This is a genomic window from Frateuria terrea, assembly GCF_900115705.1.
Taxonomy (GTDB): domain Bacteria; phylum Pseudomonadota; class Gammaproteobacteria; order Xanthomonadales; family Rhodanobacteraceae; genus Frateuria_A; species Frateuria_A terrea.
Map to the genome: position 1 here is coordinate 18,682 of NZ_FOXL01000009.1, position 16,606 is coordinate 35,287.

The 16,606-nt window shown below is 69.4% G+C and carries 12 protein-coding genes; 7 read left to right on the forward strand and 5 right to left on the reverse strand.

The annotated features are described in order from the left end of the window. Positions 1-398: 398 nt before the first annotated feature. The gene (locus BMZ38_RS15205; RefSeq protein WP_091339663.1) at positions 399-1,202 is read right to left on the reverse strand and encodes an inositol monophosphatase family protein; all 804 of its coding nucleotides are present in this window, start codon (positions 1,200-1,202) and stop codon (positions 399-401) included. Between the two features lie 135 nt (positions 1,203-1,337). Between BMZ38_RS15205 and BMZ38_RS15210 the strand changes: the two genes are divergently transcribed. Further along, positions 1,338-2,099, forward strand: coding sequence for an RNA methyltransferase (locus BMZ38_RS15210; protein ID WP_091339665.1), 762 nt, complete (start codon positions 1,338-1,340; stop codon positions 2,097-2,099). A gap of 24 nt (positions 2,100-2,123) precedes the next feature. On the opposite strand, the gene BMZ38_RS15215 is transcribed toward BMZ38_RS15210, so the two are convergent. Beyond that, the gene (locus tag BMZ38_RS15215; protein ID WP_091339668.1) at positions 2,124-2,723 is read right to left on the reverse strand and encodes a hypothetical protein; all 600 of its coding nucleotides are present in this window, start codon (positions 2,721-2,723) and stop codon (positions 2,124-2,126) included. A 24-nt stretch (positions 2,724-2,747) separates the two neighbouring features. Next, entirely contained in the window at positions 2,748-3,686 is a 939-nt protein-coding gene (gene oxyR / locus BMZ38_RS15220) for a DNA-binding transcriptional regulator OxyR (RefSeq protein ID WP_091339672.1), read from the reverse strand. A 156-nt stretch (positions 3,687-3,842) separates the two neighbouring features. Here oxyR and BMZ38_RS15225 point away from each other — a divergent pair, with 156 nt between their 5' ends. The 5 genes from BMZ38_RS15225 (at position 3,843) to prmC (ending at position 13,187) form a co-directional block, all read left to right on the forward strand. After that, complete coding sequence (locus BMZ38_RS15225) at positions 3,843-4,382, forward strand: peroxiredoxin (RefSeq protein ID WP_091339677.1); 540 nt, start codon at positions 3,843-3,845, stop codon at positions 4,380-4,382. Between the two features lie 115 nt (positions 4,383-4,497). Next, positions 4,498-5,037 carry an alkylhydroperoxidase, AhpD family gene (ahpD, locus tag BMZ38_RS15230; protein WP_091339679.1) on the forward strand — a complete coding sequence of 180 codons (540 nt, stop codon included), beginning with the start codon at positions 4,498-4,500 and terminating at the stop codon, positions 5,035-5,037. Between the two features lie 248 nt (positions 5,038-5,285). Continuing rightward, the gene (locus BMZ38_RS15235) at positions 5,286-7,970 is read left to right on the forward strand and encodes a M1 family metallopeptidase (RefSeq protein ID WP_091339682.1); all 2,685 of its coding nucleotides are present in this window, start codon (positions 5,286-5,288) and stop codon (positions 7,968-7,970) included. Positions 7,971-8,245: 275 nt separating this feature from the next. Then, the gene (locus BMZ38_RS15240) at positions 8,246-12,352 is read left to right on the forward strand and encodes a hypothetical protein (protein WP_091339685.1); all 4,107 of its coding nucleotides are present in this window, start codon (positions 8,246-8,248) and stop codon (positions 12,350-12,352) included. Further along, positions 12,345-13,187: a peptide chain release factor N(5)-glutamine methyltransferase gene (prmC, locus tag BMZ38_RS15245; protein WP_091339688.1), complete on the forward strand. Its 843-nt coding sequence runs from the start codon at positions 12,345-12,347 to the stop codon at positions 13,185-13,187. The genes BMZ38_RS15240 and prmC overlap by 8 nt, the downstream gene beginning before the upstream one ends. A gap of 32 nt (positions 13,188-13,219) precedes the next feature. Here prmC and dxs read toward each other — a convergent pair whose 3' ends face one another. Beyond that, a complete protein-coding gene (gene dxs, locus BMZ38_RS15250) occupies positions 13,220-15,112 on the reverse strand; it encodes a 1-deoxy-D-xylulose-5-phosphate synthase (RefSeq protein ID WP_091339690.1) in 1,893 nt (630 codons plus the stop codon). 127 nt (positions 15,113-15,239) lie between these two features. Between dxs and BMZ38_RS15255 the strand changes: the two genes are divergently transcribed. Beyond that, the gene (locus tag BMZ38_RS15255) at positions 15,240-15,767 is read left to right on the forward strand and encodes a low affinity iron permease family protein (protein WP_091339693.1); all 528 of its coding nucleotides are present in this window, start codon (positions 15,240-15,242) and stop codon (positions 15,765-15,767) included. On the opposite strand, the gene BMZ38_RS15260 is transcribed toward BMZ38_RS15255, so the two are convergent. Then, the gene (locus tag BMZ38_RS15260; RefSeq protein WP_091339696.1) at positions 15,764-16,360 is read right to left on the reverse strand and encodes an HNH endonuclease; all 597 of its coding nucleotides are present in this window, start codon (positions 16,358-16,360) and stop codon (positions 15,764-15,766) included. The genes BMZ38_RS15255 and BMZ38_RS15260 overlap by 4 nt on opposite strands. Positions 16,361-16,606 lie beyond the last annotated feature (246 nt).

Consider the following 16,606-nt stretch of genomic DNA (forward strand, 5'->3'; position numbering starts at 1 on the left):
CCGATCGGTTGTTCGCAAGGCTCGGCTGGCCGCCTTCCCGGCACCCAGCGGAAAAACAGCGGGTCCGGCGGGGGACAAAAGGACCCGCTTCCGCCCATCGGCCGGCTCAGGCTCGATGGCGGCGGGCGCTCCTTCGCCCGCAAGGGCGCGCGATGCGTCGCGGGCCCTTCGGACGAGCAGGGGCGTTGCAATGCGGATGCCAGCGCGAGGTGCGTCGCGGACAGGACGCTTGCGTCGCGCGGCTGGAAAAATCCGCCCGGGTTGGAAAGATCTACAGCAGCGCTCGCCTGCTGCCCAGGCAGGCGGCTGGATCGACCGGCGGGGCTGCCGGGGAACCCGGAAGCAGGCACAAAAAAAGGGCGCCTCGCGGCGCCCTCGATCGTCATGCCGATGGCCGTTCAGGCCTTGAGCAACGCCGGTGTCGCCTGCGCCCCGATCGCGTCGGTCATCGCCTTGGCCACGTTGAGGTTGCCGGCGATCAGGTTGCCGCTGGCAGGCATGCCGTCGCGTCCGGCGAAATCGCAGTAGCGGCCGCCTGCCTCGTGCACCAGCAGCACGCCGGCGGCCATGTCCCACGGCTTGAGTCCGATCTCGAAGTAGCCGTCGTAGCGCGCGGCAGCGGTGTAGGCCAGGTCCAGCGCGGCCGAGCCCGAGCGGCGGATGTCTTCGGCCTGGCCGAGCAGGGCGCGGGTCATGGCCAGCTGCGCATCCAGGTGCTCGCGCTGGCGGAAGGGAAAGCCGGTGGCGATCATCGCGCCGCCCAGGTTCTCCCGCCTGGAGACCCGGATGCGCCGGTCGTTGAGGTAGGCGCCGTCGCCCTTGCTGGCGGTGAACAGCTCGTCGCGCAGCGGATCGAACACGACCCCGTAGACCGGCACGCCCTTGTCGACCAACGCGATGGAGACGGAGAAATGCGGGATGCCGCGCAGGTAGTTGTGCGTGCCGTCGAGCGGGTCGATAACCCAGGTGAGCGGGCTCTTGCCGGAGGCGCCACCTTCCTCGGCGAGGATGGCGTGGTCCGGGTAGGCGCGGCGCAATTCCTTGACGATCTCGGCCTCGGCCAGCCGGTCGACTTCGGAGGCGAAGTCCATGCGCTGCTTCTCGACCACGTGCAGGCCGTCGATGCGGTTCATGTAGCGCAGGATCACGTTGCCTGCGGCGCGCGCGGCACGTGCCGCGATGGTGACGGCGGGTCTTGGCATGGCTTCGGCTTTGGGAAAAGAGCGGAATGCGGCCGGCGATTCTAGCAGAGGCCCGGCAGGAGCGCCCTCGCACGGCGCTCCGCAGGCGGAACGGCGGTTATCCTTGTCGATCCCTGACCTGCCGACCTGCCGTTCATGACCGACCACGCCGACCTCACCCAGTCGTTCCGCTACGTGCTCGTACGCACTTCGCATCCGGGCAACATCGGCAGCGCGGCGCGGGCGATCCGCACGATGGGTTTCACCCGGCTGGAGCTGGTGGCACCGGCTGAATTCCCCAGCCGCGAGGCCGACGCGCTGGCGGCCAACGCGGTGCACGTGCTGGCCGAAGCGGGCGTGCACGGTGCGCTGGTCGATGGCCTGGCGGGCGTCACCTTTGCACTGGGCCTGTCGGCGCGCCGGCGCGGCGTGAACCTGCCCGAGCTGACCCCGCGCGAGGGTGCCGCGCAGGCGCTGGCCGCCGCCGCACGCGGCGAGCAGGTGGCACTGGTGTTCGGCAACGAGCGCACCGGCCTGGAAAACGAGGAGCTGGCCCGCTGCCATGCGATGGTGCGCATCCCCAGCGTCGAGGACTACAGCTCGCTCAACCTGGCCCAGGCGGTGCAGGTGATGGCTTATGAGCAGCGCCTGGCGTTGCTGGGCGATGCGCCGCTGCCCGTGCCGCCGGAGCATGACGAGCCGCCAGCCGACGCGGCGCAGATGGAGCGCTTCTTCGAGCACCTGGCGCAGACGCTGGACGATATCGATTTCCACAAGGGACGCGAGCCCACCACGATCATGTTGCGGCTGCGCCGGCTGTTCCAGCGCGCGCAGCCGGACGAGCGCGAATTGCGCATCGTGCACGGCGTGCTCGCCGAGGCACAACGCATGGCCATGCTGGCCCGGCGCGACAGATAGCGCAGACCGGCCCCCGGCGCCAGCCTATGGCGTGACCGGGTCCAGTGCCTCCACGTAGACCAGTTCGCAGGCGCCGTCGCCGGTGTCATCGCGCGTAAGCGAGCTGCGCCAGTGCCAGCCGTCCGGGCGGCTGGCATCGACCAGGAAACCCTCGATGTGCACCAGCTCGCCCCGGCGCACGCGCTCCATCGCACGGCGTACGCCCGTGTTGGCGGGAATCAGGTGCATGTTGGCGCTGGACCGTTCGATCTCGCGGCGCGGGATCGGAAAGGTGTCCACGTGCCAATGGTAGAAGCGTGCGGATTGGTCGATCTCCATGCGTGCCAGCACCGCGTTGCCGGACATGCGGCCCCATCCCAGGGCCAGGTCCATCGGCGCCAGCGAGGCGCCGGCATCCCAGCGGTAGTCTTCGCGCGAAAGCACGCGGGCGGTCAGCGCGATATGGGCAAGCGTGCGCAGCGACACATCGTCGCGCTGCAGCACGGCACCTTCGTCCAGGTCGACCTGCTCCGGCGCGTCGGCGGCGAGCACGCCCGATGGCGGGTGCAGCGGGCGCTGCTGCCACCAGTTAAGCGCGCCCCAGCCGAGCAGCGCGAGCAACGCAAGCCAAAGCACCCGTGGCATCGTGGATTCCCCGGTGGAAAAAGCTCAGGCGCGCTTTCGCCGCGCGGGCTCGGCCAGTTCGGGCTTGAGCAGGTCGGCCGGCAGGCTGCGCACCACCTCCGCGAAGCGCTTGAGAAAGGGCCCCAGCGATGAGCTCTTGCGCCACACCAGCGCGATGCGCCGGCTTGGTGCGTGGCCGGCAAACTCCAGCAGCTGCACGTTGTCGGTGCGTGCTACCGGCGGCTTGATCGCCAGCGTCGGCAGCAGGGTGATGCCCACGTTGGCGGCGACCATCTGGCGCAGCGTCTCCAGGCTGGTGGCGCGAAAACCCACCTTTTCGCCGGCGCCGGCCAGCTGGCACAGCTCCAGCGCCTGGTCGCGCAGGCAATGGCCGTCCTCCAGCAGCAGCAGGCTCTCGTCCGAAAGGTCCGCCAGCTTCAGGCGTGCCTTGCGGTGGGCCAGGGGATGGTCATCCGGCACCGCCAGCACGAACGGTTCCTCGAACAGGAACTCGGTATGCAGGCTTTCCTCGTGGATCGGCAGGGCGAGGAAGCCCACGTCGAGCGAACCTTCCCGCAGCATGCGCACGATCTGTTCGGTCTTCTCCTCGATCAGCAGCAGTTCCAGCCGCGGGAAGCGCTGGCGCACGCGCGGCACCAGGTGCGGCAGCAGATAGGGCCCCAGCGTGGGAAACACACCCAGGCGCAGCTTGCCGGCCTCGGGATCGCGCGTGCGCTGGGCGATCGCCCTGATCTCCTCGATCTCGGCCAGCACGCCGCGGGCGCGGCGGGCGATCTCGCGGCCGGTCTCGGTCAGCAGCACCTTGCGCGGCGTGCGCTCGACCAACGCCACGCCGAGCTCGTCCTCCAACTTCTTGATCTGCGTGGAGAGCGTCGGCTGGCTGACGAAACTGGCCTCGGCCGCGCGGCCGAAATGGCGGTGCTCGGCCAGCGAGACCAGATAGGCGAGGTCGCGCAGGTTCATGGGGCGCTCCGATAGATCGTGCCTATGAGTGTGATGGCAACAATCAATTTGAACAATGCCCGGGCGGTCCGTAACCTTGCCTCCATGACGCGCCTTCCACGGCGCCCATGATGCCCTCACCGATTGCCCAACCACCGCACCGTCAAGGAGAAAACCATGCTCACCATCGGCGACAAGTTCCCCCAGTTCAGCGTCCCCGCCACCGTCTCGATCGAGAACCTGGACAAGGCGTTCAGCACGATCGACAACACCACCTACAAGGGCAAGTGGCTGTGCGTGTTCTTCTACCCGAAGGACTTCACGTTCGTCTGCCCGACCGAGATCAAGGGCTTTTCGGACGTGAACGAGCAGTTCGCCGACCGTGACTGCCAGGTCCTGGCCGCCAGCACCGACTCGGAGTTCGTGCACCTGGCCTGGCGCAAGGACCACAAGGACCTGCGCGACCTCAAGTTCCCGATGCTGGCCGACATCAAGAAGGATCTCAGCAACGCGCTGGGCATCCTCACCTCCGACGGCGTGGCGCAGCGCGCGACCTTCCTGGTCGATCCGGACGGCATCATCCGCTTCGTCTACGTGACCGACGGCTCGGTCGGCCGCAACCCGCAGGAAGTGCTGCGTGTGCTCGACGCGCTGCAGACCGACGAGCTGTGCCCGTGCAACTGGCACCAGGGCGAGGACACCCTCAAGGTCGCCTGATCCCGCTTCAGTCCGCAGTATCCCGCGCGCCTCTCCCCCGCAGGGCGCGCGGGTTCCGCGCCGGCGGCATTCCCCTTCGCCGCCGGCCTTTTTCCCGCATCCCACAGGTGTTCCCATGAGCCTTGCCGACCTCAAGAGTCAGCTGCCCGACTATGCCAAGGACCTGCGCCTGAACCTCGACTCGGTGCTGAGCGAGGGTGGCGCGCCGGGCCTCACCCAGAAACAGATCATGGTGGTCGCGCTCGCCGCGGCGATCGCCTCGCGCTACAAGCCGCTGACCCAGGCGGTGGCCGAGGAGGCAGCCCAGCATGCCAGCGCCGAGGAATTGAACGGGGCCCGCGTGGCCGCGTCCATCATGGGCATGAACAATATCTACTACCGGTTCGTGCACATGGTGAGCGAGCCCGAGTACGGCACGCTGCGTGCCGCGCTGCGCATGAACGCCATGAGCAATCCCGGCGGCGCCAAGGTGGACTTCGAACTGGCCTCGCTGGCCGTGTCGGCTGTCAACGGCTGCGGCATGTGCGTGGACTCCCACGAGAAGACCCTGCGCAAGCACGGTCTCTCCGCACAGCCGATCCAGAGCGCGATCCGCATCGCGGCCGTGGTGCATGCCGTGGCGGTGGCGCTGGAGCAGGCCGACGTGGCCGGCTGATTTCTCGCACCGAGCCGAACCCCCAGGCCCGGCCAGCTATGGCCGGGCTTTTTCGTGTCCGGGCGCTGGATTTCGCAGGTCCGTTCCTGGCTGTGGGAGACAGGCCTTTCGCCGATTCCCTGCCAGGCAAGCGAGGAGGCAAGGCGCGGCCTTCACACGGCGCCGGCCATGCCTTTTGGCACTGTGCCACAAGTCATGTGCCGCCTAGTTTCCGAGAGTTGCCTTCACCGTCCCTGGGGAAAAAAACCATGCGTCGTCTCGTCCAACCGCTCGTGCTCACCGCGCTGGCCGCCTGCTGCGCCGCCGCCTTCGCCGCCACCGCCCCCGACCAGGTGCCGCATGGCAAACTGCCGCGCTGGGCGGTGCCCGAATCCTATGCGCTGTCGTTCAAGGTCGACCCGCGCCAGCAGGACTTCTCCGGCACCACGGTCATCAAGGTTGACCTCAAGCAGACCTCCAACCACATCTGGTTGCACGGGCACGACCTGAAGGTGGCCAAGGTCAGCGTGACCGATGCCGCGGGCAAGACGCACAGCGCGAAGTACGTAGAGGCCGCGCCGAAGGAAGGCGTGGTGCGGGTCGATTTCGCTGACACGCTCAAGCCGCAGGAGCTGACCCTCTCGTTCGACTACACCGCGCCGCTGAACATGCAGCTGCAGGGCCTGTACAAGGTCAGCCACGAAGGCCAGCCCTACGCGATGACGCAGATGGAGCCGATCAGCGCGCGCTATGCGTTCCCCGGCTTCGACGAGCCCGATTTCAAGACGCCGTTCGACATCAGCCTGACGATCCCCAACGACGAGAAGGCGGTCGCCAACACCAAGCAGATCAAGCAGGTCTCCGCTGGCAGCGGCTGGAAGACCTTGACCTTTTCCACCACCAAACCGCTGCCGACCTACCTGGTCGCCTTCGGCGTCGGTCCATGGGACATCGTCGCCGGCCCCGACATCTCGCCCGACGCCTACCGCGCCACGCCACTGCAGCTGCGCGGCGTCGCCGCGAAGGGCGAAGGCCATCGCATGCAGCACGTGCTTTCCGAGACGCCGAGCATCATCCATGCGCTGGAGGACTACTACGCGTTTGGCTACCCGTGGGACAAGCTCGACCTGCTCGCCGCGCCGGACTTCGCCGCCGGGGCGATGGAAAACGCCGGCCTGGTGACCTTCCGCGACTGGTTGCTACTGCTCGACCCGGATTCCCCGGCGCAATACGTGCGCGGGTCCTTCAACGTCAACGCGCATGAGCTCGCCCACCAGTGGACCGGCGACACGGTGACCACCGCCTGGTGGAACGACATCTGGCTCAACGAGGCGTTCGCCACCTGGATGCAGCAGAAGGTAACGATGAAGGTGCATCCGGAATACCGCGCCGACCTCGACCGCGTACGCGGCGCGCAGCACGCCATGGACAACGACAGCCTGGTCACCGCGCGCAAGATCCGCCAGCCGATCACCGGCAACGGCGACATCGAGACGGCGTTCGACGCGATCACCTACCAGAAGGGTGCCAGCGTGCTCGGCATGTTCGAGGGCTACGTCGGCGAGAAGACCTTCCAGCAGGGCATGCGCCAGTACATCCAGGGCCACAAGTTCGGCAACGCGACCGCCGACGACCTGGTCGACTCGATCGCCAAGGCCGCGGACAAGGGCAAGGACTTCAAGCAGGCCTTCAAGAGCTTCCTCAACCAGCCCGGCGTGCCCTACGTGCGGACCCAGCTGGTGCAGAAGAACGGCCAGACCGTACTCAAGCTGAGCCAGAGCCGCTACCTGCCGGTGGGCAGCAAGGGCGATGCGAAGCACGTCTGGGGCGTGCCGGTGTGCGTGCGCTACGCCACCGCCGACGGCAGCAAGGTCAACTGCGAGCTGCTGGAGAAAGCCACCGGCACCATCGCGCTGCCCGGCGCCAGTGCCAACACCTGGGTCATGCCCAACGCTAACGCCAGCGGCTACTACCGCTTCGGCATGGGCAAGGATGACCTGGCCCACCTCGGCGAGCAGATCAGCCACCTCACCGATGCCGAGCAACTGGCTTACGCCGACGCTGCCGACGCCAGCTTCCACCACGGCGACATCAACGCCGGCGACCTGCTCGCCGCGCTGAAGCCCCTCACTGCCTCGCGTGTGCGTGAAGTGGCCACCGCGCCGATCGCCAGCTTCGAATGGCTCGACCGCTACCTTGCACGAACCGACGCGCAACACGCCGCGCTCGACGCCTGGGCCAAGAGCGCCTACCTGCCGCGCATGGAGTTGCTCGGCTACCACCGCAAGGCCGGCGAGCCGGACGGCGACTCCCTGATGCGCAGCACGCTGGCCGGCTTCCTCGCGCTGGACGTGAAGCTGCCTGAGGTGCGCGCGGAGTTGCTCAAGCAGGGCGACGCCGCGCTCAAGCGCAAGCCCGATGGCCACCTGAGCCTCGACGCGGCCGATCCCGACCTGCTCGACACGGCGCTGGGCGTAGCCGTGCAGGAGCGTGGCAAGAGCGCGGTCGACGCACTGATCGCCGAGTTGCCCAAGACTTCCGATCCGGCCCAGCGCAACGCCATGCTGGCCGGCCTGAGCGCGGTGGAGGACCCGACGCTGGCCGCGCAGGTGCGCAACTTCGCGCTGGACAAGCAGGTCAAGGTCGGCGAGATGGCCGCCCTGCTGCGCGGCAGCCGCGAGACTCGCGCCCAGCGCGATGCGATGTGGCAGTGGGCGGTCGGCCACTACGACCAGATCGTCGCGCGTACCGGCAGCTTCGCCGGCGGCCGCCTGCCTGGCCTGATGGGCGGTGGCGGTTGCTCGCAGGACGAGGCGAACCGTCTGCAGGCGTTCTTCAAGACCCGCGCCAAGGACGTCACCGGCGCCGAGCGTGGGCTGGCGCAAACCACCGAGGACACCCTGCTGTGCGCTGCGCTGAAGACCAAGCAGGATCCGCAGGCGATCCTGCACTGAGGCCACAACCTTCTGGCTGAAAGAAACGCCGGGCGCTACGCCCGGCGTTTTGCTTCTGCCCTCTCCCCTTCGGGAACAGGGTTGGGTAAGGGGCGGGGCTCGCGGGAAGCCTGCTTCGGTCCTGCAAGAAAAGCCTCGCCTGGATCGCACCGACGCCACCGTGACCCTCACCGCAGCCTTCTCCCCCTTTCGGGGAGAGGGCACGTCCCTTGCTGCCTTGCCTTCCACGTTCCCCCTAAACTGTCCCGCGCCCACGGGCGACAGGGGAGACCGGCATGCGTGCTCGATCAGGGTGGTTGTTGCTCATGGGCCTGCTGTTGGCCGCACCGTCGGGCGCACAGCAGGTACCGCCGCCGCTGCGCGACTGGCAGGACTGGGTATTGCATGACGTGCCGCAGCACGCCTGCCCGTTCCTGGCCAACCGGATGCCCGGCGAAGGCAGCTACCGCTGCGCCTGGCCCGGCCGCATGGCGCTCGACGCGGGCAAGGACGGCGCCCGCTTCAGCCTGCACGCGCACGTGGATGCGCCCGACTGGATCGCATTGCCCGGCGACGACAGGAGTTGGCCGCAGGAGGTGAGCGCCAACGGCCAGCCGGCCGTGGTACTGGCGCACGAAGGCCATCCCGCATTGCGCCTGGCGCCGGGTGACTACCAGTTGCGCGGCACGCTGCCGTGGACCGCGCGCCCGGCACGGCTGCGCTTGCCGGCGGCGATCGGTCTGGTCGCATTGAGCGTGGACGGCAAGCCGGTCGGGCGCATCGAACGCAATGGTGACCAGCTGACCCTGGGTGAAGCCGCGGCCGCACAACGCGCGGCCGATGCATTGTCGCTGCGCATGTATCGCCGCCTCACCGACGGCGCACCAGCCACGCTGGAGACCTGGATGCAGTTCGACGTGGCCGGCAGCGCGCGCGAGCAGGTTTTCGGCCCGGCACTGCCGGCCGGTTTCGTCGCCACCGCCATCGGCGGCGAGCTGCCGGCGCGGCTGGAAAGCGACGGCCGCCTGCGCGTGCAGCTCAGGCCTGGCCACTGGACCGTCACGCTCGATGCGCGCGCCACCCTCCCGCTGGCGCACGTGGCGCTCAAGCTGCCGTCCGCACCCTGGCCGGCGCAGGAAATCTGGAGCTACCAGGACGATCCCGACCTGCGCGGCACGCGCGTGGAAGGCGCACCCACCGACGCTGCCCAGGCCGGCGTACCGGACGACTGGCGCGAACTGCCCGCCTACGTGCTGGACGCCGCCCACGGCGTGGACATCGTGCAAGGCAGCCGCGGTGACGAAGGCGGGCAGGGCGACCGCGTGCACGTGCGCCGCGGGCTGTGGCTGGATTTCGACGGCGCCGGCCTGAGCGTGGTCGACCATCTCAGCGGCGAACTGCGCCATCGCCAGCGGCTGGACGTGGCCGCACCCTGGCAATTGCAGCGCGCTTCGCAGAGGTCCGAGCCGCTGCTGATCAGCCAGGACGGCCACGGCCGCAGCGGCGTGGAGATCCGTAACCACCAGCTCGCGCTCGATGCGGGCCTGCGCCTGGACGCGCACGGTGCGGTGCCCAGCGCCGGCTGGCAATTGCCGCTGGAAGGGATCGACGCGGTACTGCATCTGCCGTACGGCTACCGCCTGCTTGGCGCGCCCGGCGCGGACGCCTCTCCCGATTCATGGGTGGCGCAATGGAGCCTGCTGGACCTGTTTGTGGTCGCCCTGATCGCCTTGCTGGCTGGCCGCCTGCTCGGCTGGCCGTGGGCGCTGCTCGCTGCCGCGTTGTATGCGCTGGCACAACACGAGGTCGGTGCGCCGCACTGGACGCTGCTTCTGGCGCTGGCGCTCACCTTGCTGCTGCGCGCGTTGCCAACGGGCCGGCTGCGCCTCGCCGCGCGCGTCGGTGCCGTGGCTGCGTTCGCGCTGGCGCTGCTGTGGACCCTGCCGTTCGCCGCCGACGAATTGCAGTACGCGCTGCATCCGCAACTGGAAGGCACGCAGGCCGGAGCGGTGTTGCGCGCGCGCTTCATCGAGCCGGGCGCCAGCGCGCCGCAGTCGCCGCCGACGGCACAAGCCGCGCCGGTGATGGAAGAAGCCACAGCTCCCCTTGCAGCGCCGATGGACATCGTAGCGAGCAACCAGCCGTCCCCTGCACCTTCGGCGCAGCCCATGTCGCAAGGCACGTTGACGGTGGCGGCGCGTTTCTCGCCCGCAACGCAGCTTGCGCAGCAAACCGACAACCTGAGCGTGATCCAGGCCGGCCCCGGTACACCGCAGTGGGACGAAGGCAACAACTACCGGCTCGCCTGGTCAGGACCGGTCCAACCGGACCAGACCACGCGCCTGCTGATCGCGCCGGCCTGGCTGGTGCGCCTGTTGCGGGTAGTGATGGTCGGCCTGCTGGCGGCGTTGCTGGCGCGACTGGTGCCGTTGCTGCTGCCGGCCGCAGCGGGTCGCTGGCGCGACTGGCGCGGCGGCGGTGCCGCGAGCGCCGCGTTGCTGGCGCTGGCGCTGCTGCCGCATCCGGCGCACGCGCAGGCGACACCGGATGGCGCCCTGCTGACCCATTTGCAGCAGCGGCTCACCGAGGCCCCCCGCTGCGCACCGGACTGCGCCAATGTGGCGCAGGCGCAACTCCAGGCGAGCGGCGACACGCTGTCGGTAGCGCTGGAAGTGCATGCGGGTGCCCCGGTGGCGCTCCCGTTGCCGCAGCCCGACGCCGCGTTGCAACTGCAGGCCGTGGGCGTGGACGGCCACGCCGACGCACCGCTCACGCGCACTGGCGGCCAGTTGCTGCTACGGATGGAGCGAGGCGTGCATCGCGTCGACCTGCGCTACGCCATCGGCACGGCCGACACCGCCAACCTGCATTTCGTCCTGGCTCCACGGCGCGTGCTTTTCGCCGGGCAAGGCTGGTCGGTGGAAGGACTCGACGACGAACGCATGCTGGGCGACAGCCTCACCCTGCAACGCGTACGAACCGGCGGCAACGGCCAGCCATTGCCGCCGGCGCAAAGCTTCCCGCCCTACGTGCGTGTCACACGCACCCTGCTGCTGGGCGTGGACTGGACAGTGCAGACGGTGGCCGAGCGCATCGCCCCGCAGCAGGGCGGCTTCAGCACCACGCTGCCGCTGCTGCCCGGCGAGCATCCGCAGGACGACGACGCGCGGGTCCACGACGGGCGCCTGGGCATCACCTTCAGCGCCAGCGACAGCGCCGTCCAGTGGACCAGCCGGCTCGACCACGCCACACAACTGACGCTCACCGCGCCGCCGCTGGGCGAGCGCACGGAGGTGTGGAAGATCCACGCCGCGCCGATGTGGCACGTCGACGCGCAAGGGATGCCGGCCAGCGCCAGCGACGAGGGCCTGCGCTACCAGCCGCTGCCCGGCGAACACCTGCAACTGCACATCACTCGCCCGGCGGCGGTCGCCGGCGCCAGTCTCGCCTTCGACGCCGTGCAGGTCACCAGCCAGGCCGGGGAGCGCGCCATCGAGACCACGCTGACCCTGCACGCACGCAGCACCCGCGGCGGCGAGCACGCGATCGGCTTGCCCGCCGATGCCGAGCTGCTGCAGGCGCAGCGCGACGGCGACACGCTGGACCTGGCCGTGCGCGCCGGCAAGCTCAGCCTGCCGCTGCTGCCGGACGCGCACGTCTACACCGTGCGCCTGCGCCAGCCGCAGGGGGCTGCCGCGCGCACCCGCACGCCGGTGTTTGCGCTGCACGCGCCGGCGGCGAACATCGCGCTCGACCTGCAACTGCCGCAGGACCGCTGGGTGCTGTGGACGTGGGGGCCGGCCGACGGCCCGGCGGTGCTGTACTGGTCGCAACTGGTCGTGCTGCTGATCGCCGCGTGGCTGCTGGCACGCTACGCGCCTACGCCGCTGCGCTTCGGCCACTGGCTGCTGCTGGGCCTGGGCTTCTCCGCCTTCGCCTGGAGCGCCTATGCCCTGGTGGTGCTGTGGCTGATCCTGCTCGGCCTGCGCGCGCGCCATACGCCGCCGGGGCGCTGGGGGCCGACGCGCTTCAACCTGATGCAGGCGGGACTGGCCGCGCTCACGGTGCTGGCGCTGGTGGTGCTGATCAGCGCGGTACCGCAGGGCCTGCTCGGCCTGCCGGACATGCACGTGGCTGGCAACGACTCCGTCGCCGGGCACCTGCGATGGTTCGCCGACCGCACCGCCGACGCGCTGCCGCGGGGCGGCGCGTTCAGCCTGCCGCTGTGGGTCTACAAGGCGGCCATGCTGGCCTGGGCGCTGTGGCTGGCCAATGCACTGATCGGCTGGTTGCGCTGGGGCTTCGCCGCGTGGACCCGCGAGGGCTACTGGCGCAAGCGTGCACCGAAGCCGGCCGCGGTGCCGCCGCAACTGCCCACGGGGGAGCCGTCTGCGCATGACTGACGTGCACACCGCGCTCGCCGCCGCCACCCGGCGCGTGGGTGAGCGCATCGATGCCGAGCTGCTGCTGCTGCACCTTCTCGGCAAGCCGCGCAGCTGGCTGTTCGCGCATGCCGACGAGGCGCTGCCGGCGGCTGTCGAGGCGGCGTTCGACGCGCTGCTGGCGCGGCGCGAAGCCGGCGAGCCGGTCGCCTACATCATCGGTCGTCGCGGCTTCTGGTCGCTGGAGCTGGAAGTGACGCCCGCCACGCTGATCCCGCGCCCGGAAACCGAGCGGCTGGTCGAACTTGCGCTGGAACGCCTGCCCCGCGACGCGCCCTGCCGCGTCGCCGACCTCGGCACGGGCAGCGGCGCCATCGCGCTATCGCTGGCGCGCGAACTGCCGCGCGCCCAGATCGTCGCCACCGATGCCAGCGCCGCTGCGCTCGCGGTCGCCGAACGCAACGCGCGGCGCATGGGCATCGCCAACGCAAGCTTCGTCGAGGGCGATTGGCTCGCCCCGCTGGCGGGCCAGCGCTTTGACCTGATCGCCTCCAACCCGCCCTACATCGAGTCGGGCGATCCGCACCTGGCGCAAGGCGACCTGCGCTTCGAGCCGGCCACGGCACTGGCTTCCGGCGGCGACGGCCTGGATGACATCCGCCGCATCGTGACGGATGCGATCCCCTGCCTGCGGCCCGGCGGCTGGCTCCTGTTCGAGCACGGCTGGAAGCAGGGCGATGCTGCGCGCGCGCTGTTGCGCGTTGCCGGCTACGCGGACGTGTTCACCGCCCAGGATCTGGAGGGCCGCGACCGCGTCAGCGGCGGTCGAATGGCGGAGCGGCTGCACCTGGGTTGAACAAGCGCTGCCGGTCGCCGGCAGCGCTTGTCTCAGCCCGCACTGGCGGCGTTCGACATCGCCAGCTGCGGGAAGCGCGCGCGGATCGCGTTGCGGATGCCGGGCAGGTCCAGCCCCGCCATGGAAAGCACTTCCTCGCGACTGCCGTGTTCCAGATAGACGTCCGGAAGGCCCAGGTGCAGGACCGCCTTGACGATGCCGTGTGCCGCCAGGCACTCGGCCACGCCCGAACCGGCGCCCCCGGCGACGGCGTTGTCCTCCAGCGTGACGAAGGCATCGTGTGTCCTCGCCAGTTCCAGGATCATCGCCTCGTCCAGCGGCTTGACGAAGCGCATGTTGACCAGCGTGGCATCGAGCTCCGCGGCCACCACGCCGGCCGGCGCCAGCATCGCGCCGAAGGAGAGGATCGCCAGGTTGCGGCCGCGCCGGCGCAGTTCGGCCTTGCCGATGGGCAGCGTGTCCAGCTCCTTGCGCACGGCGGCGCCGGGACCGGTGCCGCGCGGATAGCGGATCGCCGCCGGGCCGGCGTATTCGAAACCGGTGCTCAGCATCATGCGGCACTCGTTCTCGTCCGCCGGCGCCATGATCAGCATGTTCGGCAGGCAACGCAGGAACGACAGGTCGAAGCTGCCGGCATGGGTCGCACCGTCGGGGCCCACCACGCCGGCGCGGTCGATCGCGAAGGTGACGTCCAGGTTCTGCAGCGCCACGTCGTGGATGGCCTGGTCATAGGCGCGCTGCAGGAAGGTGGAGTAGATCGCCACCACCGGCTTGGCGCCTTCGCAGGCCATGCCGGCGGCCAGCGTCACCGCGTGCTGCTCGGCGATGGCGACGTCGAAATAGCGCTGCGGGTATTCCCTGGAAAAGCGCACCAGGCCGGAGCCCTCGCGCATCGCCGGGGTGATGCCGAGCAGGCGCTCGTCCGCGGCGGCCATGTCGCACAGCCAGTCGCCGAACACGTCGGTGTAGGTCGGCTTGGCCGGCGCGCCCTTTTTCACCACGCCGGCGACCGGGTCGAACGGGCCGACCGCGTGGTATTCGATCTGCTGCTGCTCGGCCGGGGCGTAGCCCTTGCCCTTGGTCGTGATCACGTGCAGCAGCTGCGGCCCGGGCAGGCTCTTGACCGTGCGCAGCGCGCGCAACAGGGCCGGTATGTCGTGGCCGTCGATCGGACCGGTGTAGTGAAAGCCCAGCTCTTCGAACAGCGTCGAGGGCAGGAACATGCCCTTGGCGTGCTCTTCCCAGTTCTTGAAGAAGCGGCCGAAGAACGACTGCCGCGGGATCGCCTTCTTGGCCCGCTCGCGCACCGCGTTGAGCCGGCGGCTGGCCATGGCGCGGGCCATCATCTTCGTCATCGCGCCGACGTTCTCGCTGATCGACATGCCGTTGTCGTTGAGCACCACCAGCATGTTTGGCTCGACGTCGCCGCCGTGGTTGAGGGCCTCGAAGGCCATGCCCGCAGTCATCGCGCCGTCGCCGATCACCGCCACCACCTTGCGGTCGTCGCCCATGCGCTGCGCGGCGATCGCCATGCCCAGCGCGGCCGAAATCGAGGTGGAGGAGTGGCCCACGCCGAAGGTGTCGTACTCGCTCTCTTCGCGTCGCGGGAAAGGCGCCAGACCGTCCTTCTTCTTGATCGTGGTGATACGGTCGCGCCGTCCGGTGAGGATCTTGTGCGGGTAGCACTGGTGGCCCACGTCCCACACCAGGCGGTCGCGCGGCGTCTCGAAGACGTGGTGCAACGCCACGGTCAGTTCCACCACGCCCAGGCCGGCGCCGAAATGCCCGCCGGAGCTGGCGACCGACTCGATCAAATACTGGCGCAGCTCGTCGGCGACGGCCGTCAGCTCGGCGTCGGGCACGCGGCGCAGGTCGGCCGGCGTCTCGATGCGGGCCAGGTGGGGATAGCGGGACGGATCGATCATCCGCGTATTGTTGGCCCAGCCGCAGGGCGGGGCAAGGGCGGAGACGTGAACGGCGGCAGGCGCCGTGCACACCGGGCACACAAATCCGCTCGCAAGCTGGATGCCACCTGAGGCCAGAGATGCCGCCATGTCCAAGCTAGCCACGGCCTTCCGGAGCTTTGCAGAAGCTACTGCACGTTACTCGGGAAAGCCGGCCGCCTTTCTCAGTGCCGCCCTGATCGTCGTCGTATGGGCGGCCACCGGGCCGCTGTTCGGTTTCGGCGATACCTGGCAGCTGGTGATCAATACCGGCACCACCATCATCACCTTCCTGATGGTGTTCCTGATCCAGAACAGCCAGAACCGCGACAGCGCCGCCTTGCAGATCAAGCTCGACGAACTGATCCGCAGCACGCGCGCCCGCAATAGCCTGCTGGACGTGGACAACCTCGACGAAGACGCGCTCGAGCGCATTCGGGAGAACTACCGCAAGCTTGCCCACAAGAAGGAAGAGGAAGCGCATCACGCACATCACGCCGGCCATCGCGTGCGCGCCGCCGAAGAGTCGGACGAGGCCTGCGAGGAGATCAGGGAGATCGAGCGCGAACTGGCCAAGGCCAGTCCGGATCACGCGGATGCGGACGAGGTCCGGGACGGCGAGCAGAAGTCCGGCTAGCCCATCGCCCGCCGCCGGTCGCGCGGCAGGTGGTTGACCAGGAACTCCATCTGGTCGACCAGGATGTTGCGGTTGGACAGGATCAGGTGCTCGACCCAACTGGGCCGGTAGGGCACCGCCAGCAGCGGCATGTGCGCCTGCTGCGGGGTGCGGTTGGCTTTCTTGAGGTTGCAGGCGAGGCAGGCGCTGACCACGTTCTCCCACTCGTCCTTGCCGCCGTGCGAAACCGGTTCGACATGGTCGCGGGTCAGCTCGCCGCGGGAGAACTGGTTGCCGCAGTAGAGGCACAGGTGGCGGTCGCGGGCGAACAGCGCGGTGTTGGTCAGCGCCGGTGCCGGGTCGATCGCGTGGTCGCGGCAATGGCCGGTGCTGGCGATGATCGGGTGCAGGTCCAGCTTGCTGCGCTCGCCCCGGGCGCGGTTGTGGCCGCCATGAATGGTCAGGCAGGGATCGCCGAGGGTCCAGGCCACCGCCTCGCGCACGTAGAGGCAAACGGCGTCCTGCCAGCTGATCCAGTCGAGGATCCGGCCGGCGGCGTCCAGCGACAGCACGCGGGTCGCGTTCAGGTCGCGGCGCGGCAACTCCATCAGCATGCGGTTTCCTTCAGCCAGTTCAGGTTCGGGCAGAGGTCGGGGTGCAGCGATGTGCTCGTCGCCTGAGCATAGCCCAACTTTGCTGCGCCGCGCGTGGTAAGCATTTGACGCGCTTGGCAGATCGGCCCTGGCCGCGGCCATTCGCCGGGGCGCTTGGCCGCTGATATAGTCACAGGTTCGCGACCCGACGCCGGGTTTGGGAGGGGGAGCCATCGGTGGCGACCCCGGCACGGCGGGGCAGAGGTA